Genomic DNA, 19,241 nt, shown 5'->3' with positions numbered 1-19,241 from the left:
GTTACTGCGCCGCGCCCTGCAAGGTAGGGCCAGGCGTCGAGCCTTTGCGGCGAGTCAGGCGCTTGCCCAATTGCACGCCCGGCATCTCGACGTACTTGTAGGTCAAGGCCGAGACCAGCAGCACCGCCGCCAGTTGCAAGACGACGATGCCGTTGTCGAGCCAGACACTGTGGGTCGAAATGTACTTGACCATGTTGGGCATGTCATGGCCTTGCAAGGTCTCCGTCAGGTCTGTGTGCAGCACTTTCGACAGCACGATGATGGCGCTCTTGAACACAAACAGAATGGCCGCGTGCGTCAAATAGATCGAGAACGACAAGGCGCCCAGCCAGACGAAGAAACGGTGGTGCAGCAGTCGCGAAACCACGCCGCGCTCGAACGAGAATGCCAGAATCAAGAGACAGAACAGCAGGCTGGCATAGACGCCCTTGTGATCGATGTCCGATACCAGGAGGCGATAGCTGCCCAGGACCAGGGCAATTTCCAGCAGGTTGAAGTCCACGGCGTCCAGGTCCAGGTCTTTTATGCGATCGTAGAGCACGTACAGGCAGGCACCGGCGAAGAAGCATGAAACACCGCGGAAGATCTCCAGCTTCAGCCAGGACTCACCGTTCCACAAAGTGATGAAGGCCGCCAGGGACATGATCGCGAAGATCTTGATCGTGCGGGTGCGCGCCAGCACTGCAATGACGCCGAATATCAAGTACAGGTAGTACTCGATGCTAATGCTCCACGCGGGGTAATTGAACGAGCCGGTCATGGCACTGTTCAGCCAGGATTGCAGCAGAAGCAGGTTGGGCAGGAATTCGTGCATCGACGTAGCGCCACTGAATGCCGGCTCGTTGAAACTGAACCCTTTCTTCTCAGCCAATGAGCGGCCCAGCTCCAGTGCCAGGTAAACGCCCAACATTGTCAGGTGCAGGGGATAAAGGCGCGCCGTGCGACTGATGAAGAAATCCTTATAATCAGTCGCGTTGTTCAAACGCTGGCCGTAGGTGTGGAACAACACGAAACCGCTGAGGATAAAAAAGAACTCCACGAACAGAAACGCGTGCTTGAAAAACTCGAGCTCGGCAATGCTTTGAACCACGTAAGTGTGGAACAGCACGACAGCAACCGCACAGAGACCGCGGAAACTATCGAGCACGACGAATCTTTTCATGGTTGATCCCAGAGTGTTGTAACCGTTGCCATCCCGGTGTCATGCCAAGAGACATGGCCCGTTGCCATTATTGGCGCAAAGCTAAACCAATCCTTTGGCGGGCACAACCGCAATCAGGCGCGCGGTACCTCTGACGCGCAACTGACATTGTGCAGACCAACAGACCACCACCGTAGAAGTACGTGCAGTTCGGGTACGCAGGCTTTTTCGGTCGCACAAAGAAAAACCCCGCAGACGTTAATCTGCGGGGTTCTCAATGATGGAGGCCGAGGTCGGAATCGAACCGGCGTAGGCGGATTTGCAATCCGCAGCATAACCACTTTGCTACTCGGCCTCAGACGCGAAACAAACCGCTGCTTCGCGAAAACAAACTAGCGCAGGAGAGATACTTCAAACCTTGAGCTAACCTTTTGATTAACCTGGATTTTTCTCATTCCTGCCTCAGGAATGGACGCAATTCTGGACTGCTTTGGAAAGCTTGTCAACACGCAGTATAAAAAACTTCCGCCACGCGCCCTTCCCGTCCAACCTCGACACACAGTATCAGAATCCCACCGCATGTCCGTCGCGACGACTGTCGCTGGCGGCTACGTAGCCGTGATCGGCATCGTCGGAGAGTCGCCAGATGAACTGGCCGGAACCGAAGTCCATATAAGGATCCTCCACCGACTTGAGTGCATGCCCTCTGCCGGTCAAGCCGCTGACCGCCTCGGCGTTCATAGTGGATTCGAGGTCGACCGAGAAATCCCGGTTGACCTTCCAGCGCGGCGCGTCGCAGGCCGCTTGCGGCTGTTGCTGGTAATCCAGCATGCGCACCAGCGTTTGCACATGGCCTTGCGGCTGCATGTCCCCACCCATGACACCAAAGCTCATTTGTGGGATACCGTCCTTGGTCAGGAACGCCGGAATGATGGTGTGGAAAGGTTTCTTTCCTTGAGCCACGACGTTGGCCGATGCAGGGTCGCTGGAAAATCCGGCACCGCGGTTCTGCAAGCTGATGCCGTAGCCTGGCACGACGATGCCGGAGCCAAATCCCATGTAGTTGGACTGGATGAACGAGACCATCATACCGCTCTCGTCGGCCGCTGTGAGGTAGACGGTACCGCCGGATTTGGGCATGCCGAAGCCAGGGTGACTGGCCTTGACCGGGTCGATCAACCGCGCACGATTGGCAAGGTAAGCAGGATCGAGCATCTGCTCAGGCGTCACCGCCATGCTGGCGGGGGCGGCGACGGAGCGATAGACATCGGCGAATGCGAGCTTCATGGCTTCTATCTGCAGATGCTGTGATTGCGCCGAATCAACCGGCAGGGCCGCCAGGGCGAAATGCTCGAGGATGCCCAAGGCGATCAAGGCCGCAATGCCTTGGCCGGCGGGGGGAATCTCATGAACCTCATGACCGCGGTAGCGTTGCGTGATTGGCTTGACCCATTCGGGCTGGTAACGGCGCAGGTCATCCAGCGCCAATCCTCCACCGGTTGCCTTAGCGTAGCCGGCAATGGCCTCGGCAATCTCGCCTTCGTAATAGGCTCGCCCGCCCTGCTGACCCAGCAGCCGAAGGGTACGGGCTGCCTCCTTGAAGATGAACTTCTCACCGGTAACAGGGGCGCGGCCGCCCGGCATGAAGGTGTCAGCGAACCCGGGCTGGTCATGCAGGGCTGGAATGGCCGCAGCCCATTTGTGTGCGACGATGGGGGCCAGGGTAATCCCTCGCTCGGCGATCTCGGCGGCCGGCTCCATTACATCGGCGAACGGCAGTTTGCCGAAGCGCTCGTGCAGCGCCGCCCAACCCGCCACTGCGCCGGGAACGGTCACCGCATCCCAGCCCCGAACCGGCCGCTTGACGTGCCCTTGGCCATCTTCGCCGTAGCGCTGGCGAAAGTACTCCAGATTCCATGCATGCGGCGCGGGGCCGGAGGCATCAAGCCCATGCACCTGCTGACCGTCCCACACCAAGGCGAAGGCATCGCTGCCCAGGCCGTTGGAGACTGGCTCGACCACAGTCAGGGTAGCCGCCGTGGCGATGGCGGCATCGATGGCATTGCCACCTGCCAGCAGAATCCGCACCCCGGCCTGCGCCGCAATGGGATGGGAAGTCGACACGACATTGCGTGCGAACACGGGAATACGGGTGGTGGGGTAAGGGTTGTGCCAATTGAAAGTCATGGACGTATCTCTAGCGTTGAGTGTTTCGAGCCGCACCGGGCCCCCAAAAAAACCCCCGCCGTTGCAGCCAGCGGATGAATTGCGCGCCGCACAGACCGATCAGCGCCAGCAGCACCACGCCGGAGAACATGGTCGCCAGGCTCATGCTCACCGAGCTCGAAGCGATCAGGTAACCCAGCCCGCGCTGCGCCGAGAGAAACTCGCCGACAACCGCACCAATGAGCGCCAGGGACACACCGATTTGCAGGCCTGCGAAGATTTCGCCAGCAGCCGAGGGCAACTTGACGTGCACCAGCAAGTACCAGCGCGAGGCGGAAAAAACCCGGCAAGCATCGAGCAATTCCGGAGGGGTGCGGCGAATGCCGTTGACCGTATTGACGAACAGGGGAAAGAAGCAGACCAGCGCGACCAGCACGACCTTGGACGCCATGCCGAAACCGAACCACACCAGGATGATGGGTCCCAGTGCAATCTTCGGCGTGGCTTGCAGACCGATCAACAGCGGATAGACGAAGCGCTCGAACGTTTGCGATTCGGCCAGCGAAGCACCAAGCACGATCGCCAAAACCCCGCCGATGAAATAGCCGCTGAGCATTTCCGCAAGCGTGGCGCCGATGTGAGGCCACAGGCTGCCGTCGGCGAAACCGCTGACCAGCGACTGGAATACTGCGCAGGGGCCTGGCAGTACATAGTCTGGTATGGCAAACACCGCCACGGCCAAGGACCACAACAGAATGACCCCAGCCAGGCTGATGAGCGGGTACAGCATGGCAGTGAGTCTATTCATGGGTGAAGTGCCTGCGCAGGTGTTGGCAAAGCGCCGTGAATTCAGGATCGGCTAGGGTTCCAAGGGTGCGCGGTCTGGCCAGGCAGATGGGTAATTGCTCGATGATCCGTCCGGGCCGCGGCGACATGACCAGGACCCTGTCGGCCAGGAATACGGCTTCCTGGATGCTGTGAGTGATGAAAAGCACCGACTTGCGGTGCTGACTCCAGATGCGCTGCAACTCCAGGGTCAATGACTCTCTGGACAGCGCGTCCAGCGCGGCGAAGGGTTCATCCATCAGCAACAGATCGGGATCGTGCAGCAACATCCGCGCGATCCCTACGCGCTGCTGCATGCCGCCGGACAACTCGAACGGGTAGTCCTTGGCGAAGGGTGCAAGCCCCACCAGTTCCAGCAGGGCCATGGCGCGTTCCCGCGCAGGCCCCGTCGGCAAGTCCAGGGTCCGTGCCGGCAACAGGACATTGTCCAGCACGGTCTTCCATGGCAACAGATTGGGTTTCTGGAACACCACGCCGGTGTGGCGTCCGGGGCCGGAGACTGTGTGCCCGGCGAGTTCTATACGCCCGCGTGAGGCCGACAGCAGACCGGCGGCCAGCTTGAGTATCGTCGACTTGCCGCACCCGGAGGGGCCCAGCAGGGCAACGAACTCACCAGGCTGTATGCTCAAATCGATGTCAGCCAGCGCTTCGATCGCACCGCGCCGAGTGGCGTAGGTAACCCCGACACCGTGCAACGCCAGAGCAGCGCTCATGGGCGTTCACCCTGCGCGCTCACGGCGCGATCGAGAAATGCCAGTACGACATCCCAACTGCGGCGGTTGGCCCGGGCATTGGCCAAGGCCGTACCGCCGCCGCCGATCACCCCCCCGGCTACCGGATGACGCTTGGCAATCAGCGTCGTGGGCACGTAGGGAAAACCGATGGCGTGCCCGGCGCCTTCATTGCATAGGTGCTGAGCCGGCCACGGATGCCCCGCAGCGCTCAACGCTTCGACGATGCGCGTACAATACTCAGTCGATGGCCAGAAGCCATCGTCGCTACCCGAGATCAGTAACACCGGACCGTTGATGCGCTCCACGGGAATACGTGCGGCCGCCACGTTATCGGCGGCCTGCTCCACTGTGCTGAAAGCGGGCGCCTGACGAATGGGCACCCCAGGTATCGGCGGCTGGTCGAAAGCGGACCAGTCGGCATGGACGTTGTTCCGCCAGACGTTGGGCAGCGGCTGCCCCTGCCACGTCCAGGCATCGGCGTCGCGGGCCTGGCCCGGGCGTCCGGCGCGCAGGGTGCCGTGCACAACGGCACTGGGTACGTAGCCGATCACTGCCGATACCTGGTATGCAAAGGTACTGGCCAACAACAACGCCAACTCACCCCCGCGCGAAAGGCCCGCCACGGCGATGAAATTATGACGAGGGGCGAGGCTGCGCTGCGCCCACTCCAGTGCCGTTTGAAAGTACTCCAGCGGCGTATCAGAAATGTACCCCGGGCGCCCCGGTGCTTTGAAATAAGCGAGCGCTACGCCAATGTAGCCATGGGCGGCATACAGCGCAGCGCGCTGCTCCGGCGTGCCGCCACCCGAGCCATTCAAAACGATGACCACTGGAAACGGGCCGTTGCCAGCGGGGAGAAATACGGTGCCCGACAGGCCGGCGTCGACGATAGGTCGACGACTTACTCCGGGGGCCAGGAATCTTTGGCCGAAAGTCGCGCAGGCAAGGCCGCCGCGCTCGTCCTCGATCTCCACATCGATGTTCAGCGGTGCAACGCTCTCGCTCAGCGATGAGTCGAGCGGTTCGCGGATCTGGCGCATGGCCCATACGCAGGCCATGGCTTGCGGCACATCCCAGTCGCCCGCCACCGGCGATTGCGCGTCGAGGTCCAAGCGACCGTCATCGGCAATCCGAAAATCCGCCTGGCTGCGCCACTGACTGCCATCAGGGTGCGCCAGCGTGGCTGTAAGCCTGGCGATTCCGGGCGTTGCACCGCGCGCCGTTATGCGCCGCGGTTGGTCGATCAGGCCGTCAGCCGCATCGATGAACAGTTGCAGGCTCACTTGGCTCCCTCCGCACGCTGACGCAGCGCTGACTTGTCGAAATCATTGAACGAGGTCACGAACTCATTGGAGAAAATTTGCTCAACCGGCAGTTCGGCAGTAGGAAATTCGCCAGCGGCAGCCATGGCGCCAATCGCCGCGCGGATCACCTTCAGGTCGTACTGCCCAGGCGCCCGGGCGCTGCCGTCAGGCCGATAGAGGGTGCGCTGCAAGCGTCGGCTGAGTAGAGTCTTGGCCTCTTCAAGGCCTTTGCCATCGGCGTCGGCCGGTTTGCTTTCCGGATGCTGCCGCCAGAAAGCCTGCACGCAGAACGCCGGATTGACCTCGCAGACGAACTGCGCCTGGGTGTAGGCACGACCGAAGCGGCGGATCAGATCAGGGTTGTCTCTGAAGGTGTCCTGGTGGGCGATGAAGCCATTACCCGGATTTTCCTGAAAGACATCCGGGTAGGCGATCCGGCGAATCGCGGTACCTGAAAGCTCCAGCATGTCGTCCCAGCTACTGTTGAAGTTCAAGGCATCGACTTTTCTGCTGCGTAACGCCTGAAATCCCGCGCCCAACGCGCCCACGGCCACGAACTCGACGTTCTCTCCCGGTTTCAGGCCGGCGACCTTGAGCGCCGCGCGGCTGTTGGGCAGGGTTCCCCACGTCAGAGCGCCAACGCCGATCTGCTTGCCCGCCAGGTCAGCCAGGGTCTTGATCGGAGAATCGGCCAGTACGGCGTACTCCAAGGTCTGGCTGGGCACACCGTTGTAGAAGTAACGCACCGGCAGCGGGTCCTTGCCGTGGAAATAACTGGAGATGACCGGCTCCGCCACAGGAAAACCGAAGGTGACTCGTTTGCTGGCGACCTGCGGCAGCAAGGCACCGGCGCCCTGGAAGATCAGTACCTTGACGTCCAGCCCCTGGTCCTTGAACAGACCCAGCGCCTCGGCCGCTGCGTAAGGGGCGCCGTCATGCACGGCGGGCGGAATCGCCAGGGCAACGGTGACCTCGTCGAGAGCATAAGCTGGAGTGGCACACGCCAGGGTGAGCGGCAGTAGATACGTGAGGCGCATATCGGATTCCTTGACCTGATGGGGATTGGGCTATTCGTCCGCTGCCTGAAGCCGCCGGTGGGCGTCCTGCAGCAAGGTGGTGCGGTCGATCTTGTTGGTTGTCGCCAACGGCAAGGCGTCGACGAACCAGATCCTGCGCGGGTGCTGGTAGGCCGGGGCATGCTCCAGCGTGAACGCTTTGATCTGCGCCTCGCTGGCGTCCGTCCCCTGGCGCAGCACCACGAAGGCCATGGGCTTGAAGCCCTTGATGTCGTCGACCACCGCGACCACGCAGGCCTGCTGGACCGCAGGATGGCGCTCCAGAAGCTTCTCCACTTCGCCGGGATAGATGTTCTCCCCACCGCTGACGAACATGTCGTCGCGGCGCCCGACATAGGTATAGAAGCCGTTGCGGTCGCGCTGAAACACGTCACCCGTGCTGTAGAAGCCGTCGGCGTCGATGGGGGCTGGCAAGTCCGGACGCCGGTGATAACCGATCATCAAGCCGGGACTTTTCAGCTCCAGAACGCCCTCTTCGCCCAGGCGCCCGGCAGCATCGCGCAGGCGCAGCTGCACCTGTGGATGGGCGTGACCTACCGATAGCGCTGGACTGGGCAGCCCTTTGGGATGCTGGCCGAAAACCACCGGGCCACCCTCGGTAGTACCATAGGCATTGATGACCCGCGCATTGGGCAGCAGATGATGAATGCTGTGGAGCAAGCTGGCGCTGACCGGCGCCGAGCCCATTCGGATCACCCGTACCGAACTCAGATCGGCCTGGGCCAATTGCGCCTGTTCCTGCAGCATCATGGCGATCATTGGCGGCACTGCCGTCAGCCAGGTGCAGCGATAGCGCTGGATGGCATCGATGTAACCCACTGCGTTGAACTGCGCCATCAACACCGTGGTTGCTCCGCAGGCCAAGCTCAGCAACGCCAGCGCAAGGGCATTCATGTGGTACAGCGGCGCGGCGATGAGCGGGCGTTCCTGCCCCAAGGGCGTAGCTTGCAGTCGTGTCCGGACCACCCACAGTTGGGCAGCATGGCTGAGTACCACACCCTTGGGTTTGCCGGTGGAGCCGGAGGTATAGAGGATCAAGGCAGGCTCGTCTGCCCGGGGCTGGAAGCTTGCGAACGGACCCGCGTCGAGAAATGCGTCCAGCCCGCGCTCGCCGCCCCGGACCAATGACACTTGCGCCAAGTTCACAGGTACAAAAGACGCCCGTGGTTCATCGCAGAACACCAGACGAGCGCCGCTGTCGGCGATCACGTACTCGACCAGCGCCTGCGGAAAACGATGGTTGACCGGCACGGCGACCAGACCTGCGCGCAGGATGCCCAGCAGCACTGCGATAAATTCGACGGAGTTTGCGGCCAGCAACGCGATGCGCTCGCCTTGGGCATAGCCACGGGCGTGCAGGCCCCGAGCGACACCACTGGCCAACCGATCCAACTCATCGAAGCGATAGCAGGTCTCGCCCTGCTCGCCATCCAGCCCGATGAAGGCCGCCTGATCGGCAGGGCTGTGCGCACCGACGACGTCCCCCAGATTTCGAATGGTCAGCCTCATGCAATGAACTCGAGCAACAGGTCGAACGCCGGCACCGCAATGGTCACTCGGGCTGCCTCGACGCGATGGTCCAGGCCCAGGCGCGCTGCGTGCCGCGCGAGCAACAACGGATCGGCGCCGCGAAACGTGATTGCCGCGAAGCGTTCGGCGCGCGGCGTGAGGGCTTGGGCCAAGGCTGCAAAGCGCTCCGTAAGCGTGGCCTCATCGATGATGTCGAGCACGAAGCCTGAATCGAATGCACCCAGTTTGGCGTATTGTCGACGGGTCGCTTCCGGGTCCTGGCTGACCACAGTCAGGCCGGCCAGCACCGTGGCGCCATTGGCATGGCCCAGCCACTCGGGGCGCCAGACCAGTTCCGGCGTCTGGTGATGGCAGAAGTAGACGCGACCTGCCAGGAACTGCCCGGGCACCAGGCGTACAGTGCCGAAGCGCGCTTCTGCCGCCGCGCCATCGATCTCCACCGGCCTGGAAAAATACTGCACCGGCTGTACCCGAAAACCTCGGTCCAGCAACGCTGCGTGGGTAGCTTTCGGATCAGCCGTGGCGACCACTAGTCCATCAATGCCACGCGGGCTGTCGAGGACCTCCAGGCGCAGGGTATTGGTACCCAATGGCAGGCCGATGAGCTCTAGATAACCCTCGGTGAACATTACCAAGTGGTTGATCGAACCCAGCGAGTGATGCCCCTGCGGTGTCAGGGTAAACCCCAACTGCCTGAACAGCGTTGCAGCAGCCTCGGTATCGAAGCGGGTGTTGATGACCAGATGATCCACGGCGACGCTCATGCTTCAGGCCTTTGCCGCAGGCGTGGCGTACACACCCCGACCGCTGGCGACCAAGTGGCCTTGGGCGTCGAACACCTGAGCCTCGGCGACCGAGAACTGCTTGCCGAACTTGATCACCTTGCCGCTCGCCCGCAAGTTGCCTTTGGCGGCACGGTGGTAATCCACACGCAGGTCGATCGTGGGCACGCCCTTGCCGGTTTTGGATACCAGGGCCCAGTCGGCCGTCAAATCCACCAACGCTGCGAGAATGCCGCCATGGGTGTAGCCGCCTTCGACGTTGACGACCCACTCTTCACGCCATGTGGCACTCAACTCGATGCTGCCCTCACCGACTTCGAGCACTTGCAGGCCCAACCATTGGTGGTAGGGGCCTTTGAGCAAAAGGGATTGGATTTCAGCGGCAGTGGGCAGGGTGACTTCAGTCATGGATGTATTCCTTTCAAGTGGAGAATGAACTTGGGCTGCGACATGACTCGCCGCAGCCGACAGGGCGATCATGGTGTGATGACGACCTTGCCCAGAACTTCGCGGTCGCGGATCAGCGCCAGCCCCTCTGCGGCCTGTTCCAAGGGCAGGACGCGATCGATCAGCGGGTCGATCTTGCCGTCGGCAATCAGGTCGAGCAGCCCGACCAGGTTCTCTTCGTAGAAACTGTTCGAACCCTTGATGTTGAGCTCGAAGCTCCACACGTAGCGCAGGTCTTCCTTGGGGTCATGCCCGGCAGTGGCACCGCATACCAGCAAGGTCCCCCCACGCTTGATGCACTTTAGCGATGGCAGCCAGGTATCGCCGCCGGTGAAGTTGATCACCACATCAACGCCCCCTTCGTAGTTGCGCCGCTGCGGTTTGCCGTACTGGGCAATCGCCCACTTGGAGAAATCAGTGTCGCGATAATTGATGACATGATCGGCGCCCAGGGCTTTCAAGCGCTCGGCCTTGGCATCGCTGCCAGCGCAGGCGATCACTTGCGCACCCAGCAATTTCGCGAGAATCACACTGGCAGTGCCGACCCCGCCGCTGGCACCGAGGATCAGCACCCGATCACCCGCCTTGACCGTGTCATGCGTCACCAGCATGCGATGAGCCGTGCCGTAAGCCACCGGCAACGCAGCCGCTTGTTCGAAACTCACCGCATCGGGCAGACGAATGAGTTGGCGGGCATCGACCAGCGCGTACTCGGCCATGCCGCCGTCGACCATCTCGCCCATCAAACCCACGTCAGGCTTGAGCGGATTGACCAACACCCGCTCGCCTTCCTGCCAACCCGAGACCCCGTCGCCAATGGCGCTGATGGTGCCCGCCAGGTCCAGGCCGATCACTACCGGCAGCGGTACCTTGATGCCCGGCATACCCTTGACGGTAAAGACGTCGTGGTAGTTGAACGAGGAGGCGCCGACGCGGATCAACACGTGCCCGGCTGCGACGGCCGGGATCGGCTTGTCGGTGACGACGTGCAGCCGGTCGAGGTCGCCGTGTTCGTCGAGTACCAGGGCTTTCATGGTTGTGCTCACAGTCGTTGTCTCCAGGGTCAGTTGAGGTGTTTGGATTGGGCGTAGGGCTCGGTCGCGAACAAGTCAGGCGTCAGGTCACCCTTGATCAGGCCGCCCGCAGCAAACACCTGATGCTGGCGACGCAGTGTGTCCAGGTCCTGAGGCTCGAAGGCCAGGCGGTTCATCGCGTTCCATTGGCCGGCATAGACCCGTGCGTCGTTGTCGGGCAGATTGGCGCTCTTCTTCAGGATCGCGACCACTTCATCGGGATGGGCGTCACCCCAGGCCAAGGTGTCACGCAGCGCTGCGATGACCTTCGCCACGGTCTGCGGATGGCCATCGACCAACCCGCTGCTGACCGCGCCGACACCGATGTACGGCACCGCATCGCTTTTGGTCAGGGTTTTCCATTCCTCGGCAAAGCTGCCCAGACGCTTGAGTTTGAGCTCATCGCCGACTTGGGCGATGGTCACCGAACGCAATGCGGCGGCGTCCACCTGGCGCTGAGCGAGGAACTGCGCAAGCCGCGACTCGTTGGCGCCCACGAGTGAAAAATCGTTGCTGCGGATGCCGTGATTGCCTTCGAGCACCGCGCTGGCGATCACCGCCACCGACGAGCCGGCAGGCGACATGCCGATCTTCTTGCCCTTGAGTTCGGCAAGGGTGTTGACCGGTGAATCGGCGGGCACTACGAATTGCACATCGGCCGGCTGGGTCGCGGCGAAGATCTTGATCGGCACGCCTTCCGCCGCCGAGCTGAACACCCCGGCCAAAGGCGCGCCGAAAGCCAGATCGATGGAGCCTGCAGCCAAGGCACGGACCGGCGCATTGACGTCGGGAAAGTGGAAAAACTCGGCGTCAATGCCGCGCCTGGCGAGGAAATCCTTGGCCTCCAGTACTGAGCCATAACCCAGGCTGACGCCGCTGGTCCAATAGCCGATCCGGACTTTCTCCGCCGCTTGGGCAGCAGCCGACAACGCAGCGCTCGCGGCAAGCGCGGCGACGATGATCAATTTGCGCATCTGGGGTTCAACCTTATGAGTTAAAGACTGTGGGTTTTCCAACGGAACAGCCAGCGTTCCAGGGGTTTGAGGACCCCGGCTTCAAGCAACAACATCAACGCCACCAGCAGCACCGTCCAGGCAAAGACCTGATCGCTTTGCACCAGGTCCGCCGCCTGGCGCAGGCGATAACCGATGCCGTCCGACGCACCCAGCGTTTCCGCGACCAGCGACACACGCCAGCCGAAACCGAACGCCAGGCGCGCACCGGCAAAGAAATGAGGGAGGATGCTGGGCAGGGAAATTTTCAACAGAATCTGCAGGCGCGACATGCGGAACGACTGCGCCAACTCGACGTATTGCCGCTCCACCGTCTGCGCGCCCTGCCAGACGTTGGTGAGGATCAACGGCATGGCGGTCATGAACACCACGAACACCGTAGTGGCATCGGAAATACCGAACCAGATGATCGCGAAAATGGCCCAAATGGCCGATGAGACCGTATTGAATACCGCAAGCAGCGGTTCGAAAAAAAGCGCCAGCATGCGGCTTGTGCCTAATGCCAGCCCGAGCGGCGTGCCCACTAGCACTGCAAGGAAAAACCCGCTGAAAACCCGCCCCATGGTCGCGCCGACGTCATGCAAAAAGGTTTCGCTGTGCAGCAGGCTAGTCAGCGCAGCGAAGACCTTCTGTGGACCGGGCAGTACGAACGACGGCATCCTGCCGGCGGCGTACCACCACACCACCGCAACTACGGCAAGCAGCGCAAGACGCTGCAATACAAGGCTGGAATAGTCCTTGGCCTGTCCCATCTCAGACCTCCAGCCGCAATTGCCGGACGTGCTCGGTCACCGCAGGATCGGTCGGGATACGCGGCCGCGGAAGTGTCAGCGACTTGACCGCGCGCACGCGCCCTGGCCGCGGATCGAGAATCACCACGCGGTCGGCCAGCACTACCGCCTCTTCCACATCATGAGTAACGAACACCACAGTCATGCCAGTAAGCGCGTGCAGGCGCAGCAGCTCGTCGTGCATCTGCCCGCGAGTGCTGGGGTCAAGTTTGGAGAACGGCTCGTCCATCAGCAGAATCCGCGGCTCCACCACCAGGCTGCGCGCCAAAGCGACCCGGCTGCGCATGCCGCCGGACAATTGGTGTGGCCATGCCTTGGCGAACGGGACCAGGCCGACCAGTTCCAACACTTGCGCTACCCGCTGTGCCCGCCTGCTCTTGCCCAGCGAAGAGGCCTCCAGGCCGAACGCAATGTTTTCCTGCACACTCCGCCACGGCAGCAAGCGATCTTCCTGAAACATGTAGGCAATTGCCTGCCAATCGTGAAAACGCTCGGCGGGCACCCCCTCGATGGAGAGGGAGCCATGGTCGGTCGGTAGCAACCCGGAGAGAATGTTGAGCAGCGTGCTTTTGCCGCAGCCAGAGGTACCCAGCACGGCGACGATCTCCCCTTGTGCTACATCCAAAGAGATATCACTCAACACCTGCAGCCTATCGAAGCGCTTGTTCAGCCCTCTGGCGCGGAACGCCGAGGGTGCGAGCTCGATATTCAGGGCCGCGTTCATCGGGCGAACCTCGCCGCTAGCATCGGCAGTGACGCTCCGGCTTCGCGAAGGCTGGCATAAACTTTTTCGAGAGTCATGGCCTGGAAGGTTTCGATGTGCCGGCGGGCAATGGACTCCACCCGTTTAGCATCGCCTTCCTCAAACGCGGTGATCAGCGCATTGTGATCGTGCTTGATCTCGGGTTTGGTGCCCTGCACGTTGAACCCGAGCGCCACCAGCCGGCTCATTTCATCCATCAGACTGGACAGCGTCCGCAGCAATCGCTCGTTGCCCGTGGCTTGGGCGATCTCCAGATGAAACGCCTTGTTGGCATCCATGAACACGTCGATCTGGTCCGGCAAGGGGGTCAGATGCCTGACCCGGCAGGCCGCCTCCAACGCTTTGAGTCGGGAAACATCCACCCTGCCGACCGCCAAGCGCGCGGCCAACGGCTCCAGTTGCACACGCAGCGTGAACACTTCCTCCACATCTTTCACGGTGATGGCCGCCACTTGGTAGCCCTTGCGTGGACGCGACGTGACCAGATGTTCGTGGCACAGCCGGGTCAGGGCAATGCGGCAGCTGCTCTTGCCGATGTCGTACATCTGCATCAAGGCAGGCTCGGTGATGTTCACGCCCGGCATCAAGCGGCACGACAGGATGTCACGACGAATGCGCGCATAGGCGGCATCGCCCTGGTTGCTACTATCGACACAAATGTCCGACGCGACGGATGACAGCGACATGAACGACCTACCCAAGTGTGTGAGCAGCTCACAGCGTTGGTCTGTGAGGCTTACTGGAGGCCGCTAAGCTAAAACAATTACGGTTGAACTCGAACGATTTGTTTGGGCTATGAATATGCCGGGAGCGCATATTGTGAGCGGCTCAGCGTGCGTAGGACGTGAGCATGTGAGTCGGCAAGGGATGGGCACGGTCTGAAAAAAGCAGCGTAGACGGTCGTCTCGGAGCTGATAGCAGAGTTTCGAACGGCCTGCCGGGTTTTTTCGAGGCAACGAAAAAAGGACCCGAAGGTCCTTTTTTCAATGATCAGCAGAATTCATGAAATCCTGCAGATCCAATTTGGAGCGGGAAACGAGACTCGAACTCGCGACCCCGACCTTGGCAAGGTCGTGCTCTACCAACTGAGCTATTCCCGCGTCGTGTTGACGGGCGCCATTCTATCTAATCGGCGACCCCCGTCAAGCCTTTGATTCAAAAATAGTTTTATTTTTTCTCAGCGGTCGTGCGCAAGTGCGGCCAGGCGGCGCGCAGGTATTGCAGCATGGACCACAGGGTCAACGCGGCGGCGACGATCAAAAGCGTATAGCCGACGATGACCCAGAAGGTCACGGCCTTGGGGTTGGCCAGCAGGATGACCAGGGCCAGCATCTGCGCGGCGGTCTTCCATTTACCCATGTTCGACACCGCCACCTGAGCTCGGGCGCCGATCTCGGCCATCCACTCGCGCAGCGCGGAAACGACGATCTCGCGGCCGATGATGATGGCTGCAGGCAGCGTCAGCCAGAAGTTGGCGTGCTCCTGCACCAGCAGCACCAGCGCCACTGCCACCATGAGCTTGTCGGCCACCGGGTCGAGAAAGGCGCCGAACGGCGTACTCTGCTCCCAACGACGGGCCAGATAGCCATCCAGCCAGTCGGTGGCTGCCGCGATCGCGAACACCGTACTGGCTGCCATGTAGCTCCAATGGTAAGGCAGATAGAACAGCAGTATGAAGAACGGTATCAGCAGGACGCGCAGTACGGTAAGCAAGTTAGGGATATTCATCGGCACAACTGGCTGCAAGGTGAGATGGCATTCTACTCGCTGTGCAGGTTCGCATAAATCGACTCTGCCAGCTTTTTACTGATTCCCGGTGCCTTGGCGATTTCTTCGACGCTGGCGCGGGCGATTTCCTGCAGCCCGCCGAAATGCTTGAGCAGTTCGCGACGGCGCTTTGGCCCAACGCCTGCCACCCCTTCAAGGGTGGAGGTACGTCGGGTCTTGCCGCGCCGTGCGCGGTGACCGGTGATTGCAAAACGGTGGGCTTCGTCACGGATCTGCTGGATCAGGTGCAGCGCCGGCGAATCACCCTTGAGCGTGAACTCGTGAGCCACGTCGTTGAGGTACAACGTTTCGAAGCCGGCCTTGCGCGTCGTGCCCTTGGCCACGCCGAGCAGGATCAGGTCGGGTATGGCCAGCTCGTTGAGGACGTCCCGGGCCATGTTCAACTGGCCCTTGCCACCGTCCACCAACAGCACGTCTGGCAGCTTGCCCTCGCCTGCCTTGATCTTGCTGAAGCGCCGCATCAGCGCCTGATGCATGGCCGCGTAATCATCGCCTGCGGTAACGCCATCGATGTTGTAGCGACGGTAGTCGGACTTGATCGGCCCTTCGGGGCCGAACACCACGCAAGACGCCACGGTGGCTTCGCCGCTGGAGTGGCTGATGTCGTAGCACTCAAGGCGCTGCGGGGGCTCGTCCAGGTTCAGCACCTCGGCCAGCGCATCGAAGCGCGCGGCGACGTGCTGGCGGTTGGCGAGGCGTGCGCCCAGCGCCTGCTCGGCGTTGGTCACCGCCAACTGCTGCCAGCGTGCCCGGGTGCCGCGCACGCGATGGCTGAGGCTCAGCTCGCGCCCACGCAGGGTGTCGAGGGCATCGAGCAACGCTTCGTGGTCTTCGGGAATGACATTGACGATCAACTCGCTGGGCAGATCGCGCTCGGAACTGCCCAGGTAGTACTGCGAGAGGAACGCCGACATGACCTCGGCGACCTCCTCTTCGATACCCACTTGGGGAAAGAAATTCTTGCTGCCCAGAACCCTGCCGCTGCGCACGGTGATGAGGTGCACGCAGGCACCGCCCGGATTGACGAAAGCGGCGATGACGTCGACGTCGCCGCTGCCGCCTTCCATGCTTTGCTGGTCCTGCACACGGCGCAGCAGGCCGATCTGGTCGCGCAGTTGCGCAGCCTCCTCGAACTGCAGGTCCATCGCCGCCTTCTCCATGCTGGCCGACAGCTCATTGGTCAGCTGGTTACTGCGCCCTTCCAGGAACATCACCGAATGGCGCACGTCCTCGGCATATTCCGGCGATTCCACCAACCTGACGCACGGTGCCTTGCAGCGTTTGATCTGGTGCTGCAGACAGGGGCGCGTACGATTCCTGAAATAGCTGTCCTCGCACTGGCGCACGAAGAAGGTTTTCTGCAGCAGGCTCAGGCTTTCACGGATCGCCCCGGCGCTTGGGTACGGGCCGAAGTATCGACCCTTGGCTTTCTTGGCGCCCCGGTGAATGCTCAGCCGTGGAAATTCGCCGTCGGACAGAAACACATACGGGTAGGACTTATCGTCACGCAGCAGAATGTTGTAGGGCGGCCGCCATTCCTTGATCAGGGTCTGCTCGAGCAGCAGCGCCTCGGTCTCGTTGGCGGTGATGGTGGTTTCGATCTGGTGGATCTTGCCCACCAGCGCGGCCGTCTTGGGCGCCTGGACGGTCTTGCGAAAATAGCTGGCAAGACGCTTCTTGAGGTTCTTGGCCTTGCCCACGTACAGCAGGCGCATGGCGTCGTCGAACATCCGGTACACGCCCGGACGTCCGCTGCAGGTGGCAAGAAAGGCACTGGGATCGAATGGAGCGGTCATGGTCAAAGGTTGGTGTCTACCATGCCATGCCGGACCGCCAGCAAGGTCAATTCCACATCACTGGTCACGGAAAGCTTCTCGAAGATCCGGTAGCGGTAGGTGTTGACCGTCTTTGGCGACAGGCAGAGCTTATCTGAGATGATCTGGACCTTCTGGCAGCCAACGATCATCAAGGCAATCTGGATTTCCCGTTCGGACAACAGGTCGAACGGCGAATGGCTGGTCTGTGGCTGAAATGACTTGAGCGCCAGCTGTTGGGCAATCTGTGGGCTGATGTAGCGCTGACCGGCGAAGACCAGGCGAATGGCTTGAACCATTTCCGCCAGCCCTGCGCCCTTGGTCAGGTACCCCGCCGCACCAGCTTGCAGCAGGCGCGTGGGGAATGGGTCTTCCTCGCAGACGGTCACGGCGACCACCTTTATATCGGGGTGGCTGCGCAACAGTTTGCGCGTGGCTTCGAGACCACCGATGCCGGGCATCTTGACGTCCATCAGGACCACGTCCGGCTTGAGATCGCGGGCAGACTGCAGCGCCCCCTCGCCCGACTCCGCCTGGCCCACGACCTGCAGATCATCGATATCGGCGAGCATGCGCGTGATACCGGTACGGACCAGGTCGTGATCGTCGACTACTAGAACCCGAATCAAACGGACACCTCGTAATAGTGGTCTCGGGGAATGCCGCCACAGTAGCAAACATTGCCCCTTTGGACCTAGCTCAAAGCGTCATGGATATGGCGTTGCACGTCGATGCGACAATTAATCAGGACGCTTTGCAGGCGCTATTTTTTTCTGGACCCTGCCGCGTACCGAATAGTTCGCTGCCATCTCGGCCATGCTGTTGGCCAGATTGCTGAGAGCTGCTTGCCCAGACGTAGGAAGTATCCGATATGTCTCTAGGACTTTTTCCTCGCCTCCGCTAAGTGCCTGCTCGGCGAGGGGTGTCCGGCGCCCCAGCACGACATACAGAACGTCGACGCCTATCGTCGAAACAGCCGCCAAGTAGTCGGCTCTGGGGGATCTTTCACCATTTTCGTACTTGCCCTGAGCATTGGGTTCCACCCCGCCCACTTGGCCAAACTCTCGTTGCGTGAGCTCCAGACGCTCGCGCTCTTCCCTTAACCGGGGACCGATTCCAGTCATTTGAATGTATAATCCTTTATCTAAACACCCGAAACGGTGCTGAAAAATACCACTTTGAACCATCTAAAACGGACTTGAACTATGCATGGTATACGGACTGCCGCACAAGCCAGGGCCTGGCTCGATCAGCAAGGGAAATCGGTACAAGAGTTTGCGCGCGAGCATGGCGTGGACCCAGCCACCACCTATCAGGTGCTGGCCGGACGCAAGAAAGGACGGCGTGGCGAGGCGCACAAGGTCGCCGTGCTACTGGGCATGAAGCTGGGCACCATCACCGTCACGCTGGAGCCTGGCCAGCGCTGACAGAGGCCACGCCGGAGACGCCGTCAGTGGCCGCGTCTGGGCAGGACAAGCTCCATGCGCAGAAAGCTGTCCTGCTCGCCCACCACTTCGAAACCGTTGCGGCTGTAGAGTCGCTGCGCGGGATTGACCTTGAACACCATCAGTCGTATTCGCGGCAAGCGCTCACTGCGCGCCAGCAGCGCGACCTGTTCGAGCACCCATTGACCCACGCCTTGCCCACGATGCGCCGGAAGCAGATGCAACTCGCGAATGAACAGGGCCTGGGTATCTCTGGAAAGGCTGATGTAGCCCAGTGATACCGTCTCGCGGCAGATCACCCGGTTATCGCGCCAGTGCCAGGCCTGGTCGAAGCCGGCGTCTAGCCAGAGCAGGTCGTGCCGAGCGTAGTAAGGCAGCATCGCCTGCCGAGTGAGGTCTCGGGCGAACCGCAGATCGGCATTGGCAGCAGGCCGTAGGTACAGAGTCATCGAATTGTCTCTACTGCGAGAATGGGCTTGAATCCTTCGCCACGGCTGAAGTAAGCTCCAGCCATCTACCGGAGATGCA

20 protein-coding genes and 2 tRNA genes are annotated in these 19,241 nt (G+C 61.4%); 1 reads left to right on the top strand and 21 read right to left on the bottom strand.

All coding sequences use genetic code 11. The annotated features are described in order from the left end of the window. Position 1: 1 nt before the first annotated feature. The 20 genes from AC788_RS06980 to AC788_RS06885 all read right to left on the bottom strand — a co-directional run bounded on the left by AC788_RS06980 (position 2) and on the right by AC788_RS06885 (position 18,392). Entirely contained in the window at positions 2 to 1,162 is a 1,161-nt protein-coding gene (locus AC788_RS06980; protein ID WP_049859945.1) for an acyltransferase family protein, read from the bottom strand. Positions 1,163 to 1,422: 260 nt separating this feature from the next. Then, positions 1,423 to 1,496: transfer RNA gene (locus AC788_RS06975), tRNA-Cys, on the bottom strand. Positions 1,497 to 1,705: 209 nt separating this feature from the next. Then, positions 1,706 to 3,328, bottom strand: coding sequence for a gamma-glutamyltransferase family protein (locus AC788_RS06970; protein WP_049859944.1), 1,623 nt, complete (start codon positions 3,326 to 3,328; stop codon positions 1,706 to 1,708). Positions 3,329 to 3,338: 10 nt separating this feature from the next. Beyond that, the gene (locus AC788_RS06965) at positions 3,339 to 4,115 is read right to left on the bottom strand and encodes an ABC transporter permease (RefSeq protein ID WP_049859943.1); all 777 of its coding nucleotides are present in this window, start codon (positions 4,113 to 4,115) and stop codon (positions 3,339 to 3,341) included. After that, complete coding sequence (locus AC788_RS06960) at positions 4,108 to 4,866, bottom strand: ABC transporter ATP-binding protein (RefSeq protein WP_049859942.1); 759 nt, start codon at positions 4,864 to 4,866, stop codon at positions 4,108 to 4,110. Before AC788_RS06960 ends, AC788_RS06965 begins: the two co-directional genes overlap by 8 nt. Next, on the bottom strand, positions 4,863 to 6,170 hold the full coding sequence (locus AC788_RS06955; RefSeq protein WP_049859941.1) for an acyl-CoA thioester hydrolase/BAAT C-terminal domain-containing protein: 1,308 nt from the start codon (positions 6,168 to 6,170) through the stop codon (positions 4,863 to 4,865). The genes AC788_RS06960 and AC788_RS06955 overlap by 4 nt, the downstream gene beginning before the upstream one ends. Beyond that, on the bottom strand, positions 6,167 to 7,228 hold the full coding sequence (locus AC788_RS06950) for an ABC transporter substrate-binding protein (RefSeq protein WP_049859940.1): 1,062 nt from the start codon (positions 7,226 to 7,228) through the stop codon (positions 6,167 to 6,169). The genes AC788_RS06955 and AC788_RS06950 overlap by 4 nt, the downstream gene beginning before the upstream one ends. 30 nt (positions 7,229 to 7,258) lie before the next feature. Then, positions 7,259 to 8,776: a class I adenylate-forming enzyme family protein gene (locus AC788_RS06945; RefSeq protein ID WP_049859939.1), complete on the bottom strand. Its 1,518-nt coding sequence runs from the start codon at positions 8,774 to 8,776 to the stop codon at positions 7,259 to 7,261. Next, on the bottom strand, positions 8,773 to 9,561 hold the full coding sequence (locus tag AC788_RS06940; RefSeq protein ID WP_049859938.1) for a VOC family protein: 789 nt from the start codon (positions 9,559 to 9,561) through the stop codon (positions 8,773 to 8,775). Before AC788_RS06940 ends, AC788_RS06945 begins: the two co-directional genes overlap by 4 nt. Before the next feature lie 3 nt (positions 9,562 to 9,564). Then, complete coding sequence (locus AC788_RS06935; RefSeq protein WP_049859937.1) at positions 9,565 to 9,987, bottom strand: PaaI family thioesterase; 423 nt, start codon at positions 9,985 to 9,987, stop codon at positions 9,565 to 9,567. A gap of 68 nt (positions 9,988 to 10,055) precedes the next feature. Continuing rightward, positions 10,056 to 11,060 (bottom strand): zinc-binding dehydrogenase, encoded by a 1,005-nt coding sequence (locus tag AC788_RS06930; protein WP_177327953.1) that lies wholly within the window; start codon positions 11,058 to 11,060, stop codon positions 10,056 to 10,058. A 29-nt stretch (positions 11,061 to 11,089) separates the two neighbouring features. After that, positions 11,090 to 12,073: an ABC transporter substrate-binding protein gene (locus tag AC788_RS06925; RefSeq protein WP_049859935.1), complete on the bottom strand. Its 984-nt coding sequence runs from the start codon at positions 12,071 to 12,073 to the stop codon at positions 11,090 to 11,092. 20 nt (positions 12,074 to 12,093) lie between these two features. Then, the gene (locus tag AC788_RS06920; protein ID WP_049859934.1) at positions 12,094 to 12,864 is read right to left on the bottom strand and encodes an ABC transporter permease; all 771 of its coding nucleotides are present in this window, start codon (positions 12,862 to 12,864) and stop codon (positions 12,094 to 12,096) included. Position 12,865: 1 nt separating this feature from the next. After that, positions 12,866 to 13,627 (bottom strand): ABC transporter ATP-binding protein, encoded by a 762-nt coding sequence (locus tag AC788_RS06915; protein ID WP_049859933.1) that lies wholly within the window; start codon positions 13,625 to 13,627, stop codon positions 12,866 to 12,868. Beyond that, the gene (locus tag AC788_RS06910; protein ID WP_049859932.1) at positions 13,624 to 14,352 is read right to left on the bottom strand and encodes a GntR family transcriptional regulator; all 729 of its coding nucleotides are present in this window, start codon (positions 14,350 to 14,352) and stop codon (positions 13,624 to 13,626) included. Before AC788_RS06910 ends, AC788_RS06915 begins: the two co-directional genes overlap by 4 nt. A gap of 338 nt (positions 14,353 to 14,690) precedes the next feature. Continuing rightward, positions 14,691 to 14,766, bottom strand: a tRNA-Gly gene (locus tag AC788_RS06905). A gap of 67 nt (positions 14,767 to 14,833) precedes the next feature. Beyond that, positions 14,834 to 15,394, bottom strand: a complete 561-nt coding sequence (gene pgsA / locus AC788_RS06900; protein WP_049859931.1) for a CDP-diacylglycerol--glycerol-3-phosphate 3-phosphatidyltransferase — start codon at positions 15,392 to 15,394, stop codon at positions 14,834 to 14,836. Positions 15,395 to 15,426: 32 nt separating this feature from the next. Then, positions 15,427 to 17,250 carry an excinuclease ABC subunit UvrC gene (gene uvrC / locus AC788_RS06895; RefSeq protein WP_049859930.1) on the bottom strand — a complete coding sequence of 608 codons (1,824 nt, stop codon included), beginning with the start codon at positions 17,248 to 17,250 and terminating at the stop codon, positions 15,427 to 15,429. A 2-nt stretch (positions 17,251 to 17,252) separates the two neighbouring features. Further along, positions 17,253 to 17,897 (bottom strand): response regulator transcription factor GacA, encoded by a 645-nt coding sequence (gene gacA / locus AC788_RS06890; protein ID WP_049859929.1) that lies wholly within the window; start codon positions 17,895 to 17,897, stop codon positions 17,253 to 17,255. Positions 17,898 to 18,008: 111 nt separating this feature from the next. Further along, positions 18,009 to 18,392 carry a helix-turn-helix domain-containing protein gene (locus AC788_RS06885; RefSeq protein WP_049859928.1) on the bottom strand — a complete coding sequence of 128 codons (384 nt, stop codon included), beginning with the start codon at positions 18,390 to 18,392 and terminating at the stop codon, positions 18,009 to 18,011. Between the two features lie 81 nt (positions 18,393 to 18,473). On the opposite strand from AC788_RS06885, the gene AC788_RS06880 reads away from it, so the two are divergent. Continuing rightward, the gene (locus AC788_RS06880; RefSeq protein WP_049859927.1) at positions 18,474 to 18,695 is read left to right on the top strand and encodes a DNA-binding protein; all 222 of its coding nucleotides are present in this window, start codon (positions 18,474 to 18,476) and stop codon (positions 18,693 to 18,695) included. Positions 18,696 to 18,718: 23 nt separating this feature from the next. Here AC788_RS06880 and AC788_RS06875 read toward each other — a convergent pair whose 3' ends face one another. After that, positions 18,719 to 19,162 carry a GNAT family N-acetyltransferase gene (locus tag AC788_RS06875; protein WP_049859926.1) on the bottom strand — a complete coding sequence of 148 codons (444 nt, stop codon included), beginning with the start codon at positions 19,160 to 19,162 and terminating at the stop codon, positions 18,719 to 18,721. Positions 19,163 to 19,241 lie beyond the last annotated feature (79 nt).

Origin of the sequence: Pseudomonas sp. RIT-PI-a (genome assembly GCF_001187875.1) — a bacterium.
GTDB lineage: Bacteria > Pseudomonadota > Gammaproteobacteria > Pseudomonadales > Pseudomonadaceae > Aquipseudomonas > Aquipseudomonas coleopterorum.
Note: the sequence above shows the minus strand (reverse complement) of the source record. Positions and strands in the feature narration are given on the sequence as shown.

Bases quoted from the DNA above. Each gene is read 5' to 3' on its own strand.
- AC788_RS06950 (WP_049859940.1), bottom strand. From the start codon at position 7,228: ATGCGCCTCACGTATCTACTGCCGCTCACCCTGGCGTGTGCCACTCCA.
- AC788_RS06925 (WP_049859935.1), bottom strand. From the start codon at position 12,073: ATGCGCAAATTGATCATCGTCGCCGCGCTTGCCGCGAGCGCTGCGTTG.
- AC788_RS06875 (WP_049859926.1), bottom strand. From the start codon at position 19,162: ATGACTCTGTACCTACGGCCTGCTGCCAATGCCGATCTGCGGTTCGCC.
- AC788_RS06940 (WP_049859938.1), bottom strand. From the start codon at position 9,561: ATGAGCGTCGCCGTGGATCATCTGGTCATCAACACCCGCTTCGATACC.
- AC788_RS06945 (WP_049859939.1), bottom strand. From the start codon at position 8,776: ATGAGGCTGACCATTCGAAATCTGGGGGACGTCGTCGGTGCGCACAGC.
- AC788_RS06970 (WP_049859944.1), bottom strand. From the start codon at position 3,328: ATGACTTTCAATTGGCACAACCCTTACCCCACCACCCGTATTCCCGTG.
- AC788_RS06920 (WP_049859934.1), bottom strand. From the start codon at position 12,864: ATGGGACAGGCCAAGGACTATTCCAGCCTTGTATTGCAGCGTCTTGCG.
- AC788_RS06915 (WP_049859933.1), bottom strand. From the start codon at position 13,627: ATGAACGCGGCCCTGAATATCGAGCTCGCACCCTCGGCGTTCCGCGCC.
- uvrC (WP_049859930.1), bottom strand. From the start codon at position 17,250: ATGACCGCTCCATTCGATCCCAGTGCCTTTCTTGCCACCTGCAGCGGA.
- AC788_RS06965 (WP_049859943.1), bottom strand. From the start codon at position 4,115: ATGAATAGACTCACTGCCATGCTGTACCCGCTCATCAGCCTGGCTGGG.
- AC788_RS06885 (WP_049859928.1), bottom strand. From the start codon at position 18,392: ATGACTGGAATCGGTCCCCGGTTAAGGGAAGAGCGCGAGCGTCTGGAG.
- AC788_RS06880 (WP_049859927.1), top strand. From the start codon at position 18,474: ATGCATGGTATACGGACTGCCGCACAAGCCAGGGCCTGGCTCGATCAG.
- AC788_RS06910 (WP_049859932.1), bottom strand. From the start codon at position 14,352: ATGTCGCTGTCATCCGTCGCGTCGGACATTTGTGTCGATAGTAGCAAC.
- AC788_RS06960 (WP_049859942.1), bottom strand. From the start codon at position 4,866: ATGAGCGCTGCTCTGGCGTTGCACGGTGTCGGGGTTACCTACGCCACT.
- pgsA (WP_049859931.1), bottom strand. From the start codon at position 15,394: ATGAATATCCCTAACTTGCTTACCGTACTGCGCGTCCTGCTGATACCG.
- AC788_RS06980 (WP_049859945.1), bottom strand. From the start codon at position 1,162: ATGAAAAGATTCGTCGTGCTCGATAGTTTCCGCGGTCTCTGTGCGGTT.
- AC788_RS06930 (WP_177327953.1), bottom strand. From the start codon at position 11,060: ATGAAAGCCCTGGTACTCGACGAACACGGCGACCTCGACCGGCTGCAC.
- AC788_RS06935 (WP_049859937.1), bottom strand. From the start codon at position 9,987: ATGACTGAAGTCACCCTGCCCACTGCCGCTGAAATCCAATCCCTTTTG.